Below are 5060 nucleotides of genomic sequence, written 5' to 3' on the forward strand. Positions count from 1 at the left end.
CGGTGCTGCACCCAGGGGAGGCGGGTCAGGTCGGAGTCGCGGCCGCCGATCAGGTCGGCCAGGGTGCGGCCGGCCAGGTTGGCGGCGGCGACGCCGTCGCCCACGTAGCCGCCGGCCCAGGCCAGGCCGGTGGCCCGGTCCAGGCCGACCGAGGCCGTCCAGTCGCGGGGGATGGCCAGCGGCCCGCCCCAGCGGTGGGTGATCCGGGCCCCGGCGGCCGGGGGCAGGAGCTGGCCCAGGGTGGCCTCCAGCCGGGCGTGGACCCGGTCGTCGCGGTCGTGGCCGGGCCGGACCCGCGACCCGTAGTGGTAGGGGGCGCCACGCCCGCCGAGGGCGATGCGGCCGTCGCGGGTCCGCTGGGCGTAGGTGAACTGGTGGCCCCCGGCGGCCATGGTCTCCCGGCCCGACCAGCCGATCTCGTCCCAGACGTGGTCGGGGAGGGGCTCGGTGGCGACCATCAGCGAGTACAGCGGGAGCACCGCCCGGCGGCTGCCGGGAAGGGTCGCGGTGTACCCCTCGGTGGCCCGGACGACCACCTCGGCCCGCACCGGGCCCCGGGTGGTGTCGGCCCGCCCGGGCCGGATGCGGGTCACCGGGGTGGACTCGTAGATCGGCACCCCGAGCCGCTCGACCACCCCGGCCAGCCCGCGGGCCAGCCGGGCCGGGTCGACGGCGGCGCAGTGGGGAGTGAGGGCGGCGTTCAGCAGCCCGGCCACGCGGACCCGCCGCTCGGCCTCGTCCCGCCCCAGAAGCCACAGGTCGTCGGGGCCCATGCCCCACTGGCGGGCGTGCCGGATCCCGTCCTCCAGGCGGGCCAGCTGCACCGGCGAGGTGACCACCTCGAGCGCACCCCCCTTGACGTAGCGGCAGTCGATCCCCTCCCGCTCGGCCACCCGGCCGACCTCGTCGACGGTGTCGAACATCTCCCGCTGGAGGGCGATCACGGCCCCACGCCCGGCCCGCCGGGCCACCTCCTTGCGGTTCATGGCCATGAAGGCCGAGCACCAGCCGCCGTTGCGGCCCGAGGCCCCGAACCCGGCGACCTCACGCTCCAGCACCACCACCCGCAGCCCCGGGTCGGCGCGGCGCAGGTAGTAGGCGGTCCAGAGCCCGGTGTAGCCGGCCCCGACGATGGCCACGTCGGCGTCGACCGGCCCGGGCAGGGCCGGCCGGGGGACCAGCGGATCGTCCGCCAGCCCGTCCAGCCACAGCGAGCGGCTGCGGTACCAGGCCGGGCCGGTCAATGCTCGCCGTGGTGGTAGACGCCGAACACGTTGCCGGCGGGGTCCCGGAACGCGCCGGTCTCGGTGTGGTCGTCGACCTGGTTGGGCCCGTACAGGCGGGTCGCCCCCAGCGCCTCGGCCCTGGCCAAGGTCGCCTCGACGTCGCCGACGGCCGCGTACACCGTCGCCCAGCGGGCCGTCCCGCCGGCCCCGACGCCGCCCCCGATGCCGTGCTCGGCCCCGGCCGCCACCTGCCCGTAGGCGCCCGGCGGCACCGTCCACCCGAACAGCTCGGCGTAGAACGCCTGCGACCGCCCGGCGTCGGCCCCCAGGACCTCGAACCAGTCGACCGCCGCCCCGTCCCCGTCCGACGGCCGCCGGGGCGCCTGGGGCGCGTCCTCGCCGTGCACCAGACCGACCAGCAGCCCGTCGGGGTCGTCGAACATCGCGAAGGTCGCATTCCCGGGCAGCTCGGTGACCTCCAGCACCGTCCTGCCCCCGAGCGCCTCGGCCTTGTCGAGGTACGCCTGTGGGTCGTCCACCTCCACGTAGAAGGACACCCACGCCTCCCCGGTGCCGCTCCTCCCGATCCCTCCGTTGATCCCGCCCCCACCCCGCGTGTCCACCAGCGTGTAGTTCACCCCCGGAAACGCCTGCAGCCCCCACCCGAACAGCTCCCCGTAGAACCGCAGCAGCCGCTGGTCGTCGGCCGCCCCGATCTCAAAGTGCACGACAGGATTCGCCATCCCCACTCCTCTCTGTTCCGGGTGATTCTCTCAGGGGCCCGGACACCGGCCTTCGACCCGGCGATCGAGCGGGTCCCCACCGTCCGCCGGGTCGAGCCCTAATAGGACCGTGGTAGGCGCAGGGAGTGCTCGGCCACGTAGTTGAGGATCATCTCGCGGCTGACCGGGGCGGTGCGGAGGACCCGGGCCATCCACCAGAGGCCGGCGATGCCGTACTCGGCGGCGAAGCCGTTGCCGCCGTGGACCTGGATGGCCACGTCGACGGCGTGCAGGGCCGCCTCGGCGGCGGCGTACTTGGCCATGTTGGCGGCCTCGCCGGCGCCGGGCACGCCGGCGTCGGTCGCCCAGGCCGCCTTCTGGGTCATCAGGCGGGCCAGCTCGACCTCGATCTTGGCCTCGGCCAGGGGGTGGGCGAGGCCCTGGTGGGCGCCGATGGGCACGCCCCAGACCTGGCGCTGTCCGGCGTAGGCGGCCGCCTTGGCCAGGGCGTAGCGGGCGATGCCGTTGCCGGCGGCGGCCCCGATGATCCGCTCGGGGTTGAGGCCGTGGAAGACCTGGCGCAGCCCGTCGCCCTCGTCCCCGAGGAGCCGGTCGCCGCCGACCCGCACGTCGTCCAGGAACAGGAAGAACTGGCGCTCGGGGGCGCTGACGTGGAGCTCGATCGGGGTCCGCTCCAGGCCGGGGGCGTCGGTGTCGACGATGAACAGCGACAGGCGGCCCCGGCCGCTGCCCTCCTCGACCCCGGTGCGGCTGACCACCAGGACGGCGTCGGCCTCGTCGACCCCGGAGATGTAGTACTTGCGGCCGCTGAGCCGCCAGCCGTCGCCGTCCCGGGTCGCCGCCGTGTCGAGCCGGTGGGAGTTCGAACCGGCGTCGGGCTCGGTGATCGCGAACACCATCTTGCGTTCGCCCGAGGCGATCGACGGCAGCCAGCGGTCGCGCTGCTCCGGGGTGCCGAAGCGGGCGAGCAGGGTCCCGCAGATGGCCGGCGACACCATCAGCAGCATCAGCGGGCAGCCCTGGGCGGCCAGCTCCTCGGTCACGATGGCGAGCTCGCTGATGCCCATGCCTCCGCCGCCGTACTCCTCAGGCAGGTTGACGCCGACGAACCCGGCCTCGCTCACCGCCCGCCACAGCTCGGTCGTCTTCTCCCCCGACTTGGCCTTGGCCAGGAAGTAGTCGTGCCCGTAGTCGGCGGCGATCTTGGCAACGGCCTCGCGCAGCATCGTCTGCTCGGCCGTCTCGCGGAAGTCCATCGTCAACCTCCTTGTGGTTCCAGCAGCTCGGCGGGCAGGTCGACGACCCGCGCCCGCAGCCACTCCCCGAGGCCCTTGGCCTGCGGGTCGATCCGGGTCGAGGACGAGACCCCCTCGCCGAGGAGGCCGGCGACCACGAAGTTGAGCGCGAGCAGGTTGGGCAGCTCGTACCGCCGCACGTCGAGGCCGCGCGCCTCGGGAATCAGCTCCCGGAACCGGTCCACGGTCAGGAACCCCTCCAGGAACCGGTAGCCCTCGTTGGTCCTCGCCCACACCCCGACGTTGGCCGTTCCTCCCTTGTCCCCCGACCGCGCCCCGAACACCCGCCCCAGCGGGGCCCGGATCGTGGGCCGGTGGGTCGGGTCGGTGGGGGTCGCGGCAGGGGGCGTTGAGGTGGTGGGCGTTGGGGTGGTGGGCGCGGCGGGGGTCGCGGCGGCGTGGTTAGGGGGGCTGTGGACAGCCGGATCCCCCGAGACCGGCGTTGGGCTACGCTCCCCCACCGGGGGCCCTGGTGTCGGCGGGCGAGGCTGGAGCGCGCCCGGGGACCCGGGTGGACCTGGCGCGCGACCGGGCGGCGGCTTGACCGCGAGGCGGCGGCCGTCGGGGAGGACGACCACCTGCTCGACCAGGTCGGCGCGGACCAGGGCCGGCCAGTAGATGCCGTAGGGGGTGGCGTCGCCGGGCGGGGTGGTGGTGTAGCAGCCGGGGTAGCTGGCCAGGGCGAGCTCGATGGCGGCGTTGGAGAAGGCGCGGCCGACCTTGGCGGGGTCGGGGTCCTTGACCGTGATCCGGAGCTCGGCGACGGACGCCTCGGCGCTGTCCGGGTCGTCGGCGGGGCTGCCGACCAGGCGGCTCTCGGCCTCCTGGAACCGCTCGCGGCCGCCGAGGCGCTCGAACAGGGCCGCCTCCGCCATGGCCGCCTTGGCCTCCACGTCGAGGCCGGTGAGGACGAAGCTCATCGAGTTGCGGAACCCGCCGAGGTAGTTGACGGCCACCTTCAGCCGGTCGGGGGCGGGCTCGCCGCGGGTGCCGGACAGGCGCACCCGGTCCGGCCCGACCTCCTCGATCCTCACCGTGTCGAAGCGGGCGACCACGTCGGGGCTGGCGTAGGCCGGCCCGGCGATCTCGTACAGCAGCTGGGCGGTCACCGTGCCGGCCGAGACCAGCCCGCCCGTCCCCGGGTGCTTGGTCACGACGGCGCTGCCGTCGGCGGCCACCTCGGCGATCGGGAAGCCGGGCGGGCGGGTGCCGGGCAGCTCGTCCAGGAAGGCGTAGTTGCCGCCGGTGGCCTGGGTCCCGCACTCCAGCACGTGGCCGGCCACCACCGCCCCGGCGAGCCGGTCCCAGTCGTCGGCGGCCCAGCCGAAGTGCCAGGCGGCCGGCCCGGCGACCAGGGAGGCGTCGGCGACCCGGCCGGACACGACCACGTCGGCGCCGGCCTCCAGCGCGGCCACGATCCCCCAGGCGCCCAGGTAGGCGTTGGCGGTCACCGGCGCCACCCCGGCCGCGGCCAGCGGCACGCCGCTGTCGAGGTGGGCCAGCGGCTCCCCCGCCGCCCGGAGGTCGTCGAGGCGGCCGAGCAGGTCGTCGCCCTCGACGTGGGCCACGACGACGTCCAGGCCCAGCCGCCCGGCGAGCGCCCGCAGCTCGGCGGCCAGGCCGGCCTGGTTGAGGCCGCCGGCGTTGGCGACCACCTTGACCCCCTTGTCGGCGGCCAGGCCGAGGCACTCCTCCATCTGGGCGAGGAAGCTGGTCGCGTACCCCTTGGCCGGGTCGCGGCCGCGGGCGCGCCACAGGATCAGCATGGTCAGCTCGGCCAGGTAGTCGCCGGTGAG

4 protein-coding genes are annotated in these 5060 nt (G+C 75.4%); all 4 read right to left on the reverse strand.

The genetic code is table 11. From position 1 onward, the window contains the following. A partial coding sequence (locus VF468_23025; protein ID HEX5881163.1) for an FAD-binding oxidoreductase occupies positions 1-1244 on the reverse strand: 1244 nt, incomplete at its 3' end. Further along, positions 1241-1969, reverse strand: coding sequence for a VOC family protein (locus tag VF468_23030; GenBank protein HEX5881164.1), 729 nt, complete (start codon positions 1967-1969; stop codon positions 1241-1243). The genes VF468_23025 and VF468_23030, both read right to left, overlap by 4 nt. Positions 1970-2067: 98 nt before the next feature. Continuing rightward, entirely contained in the window at positions 2068-3225 is a 1158-nt protein-coding gene (locus VF468_23035) for an acyl-CoA dehydrogenase family protein (GenBank protein HEX5881165.1), read from the reverse strand. Between the two features lie 2 nt (positions 3226-3227). Further along, a partial coding sequence (locus VF468_23040) for an acyclic terpene utilization AtuA family protein (GenBank protein ID HEX5881166.1) occupies positions 3228-5060 on the reverse strand: 1833 nt, incomplete at its 5' end.

The sequence above is a fragment of the Actinomycetota bacterium genome (assembly GCA_036280995.1).
Taxonomy (GTDB): domain Bacteria; phylum Actinomycetota; class CALGFH01; order CALGFH01; family CALGFH01; genus CALGFH01.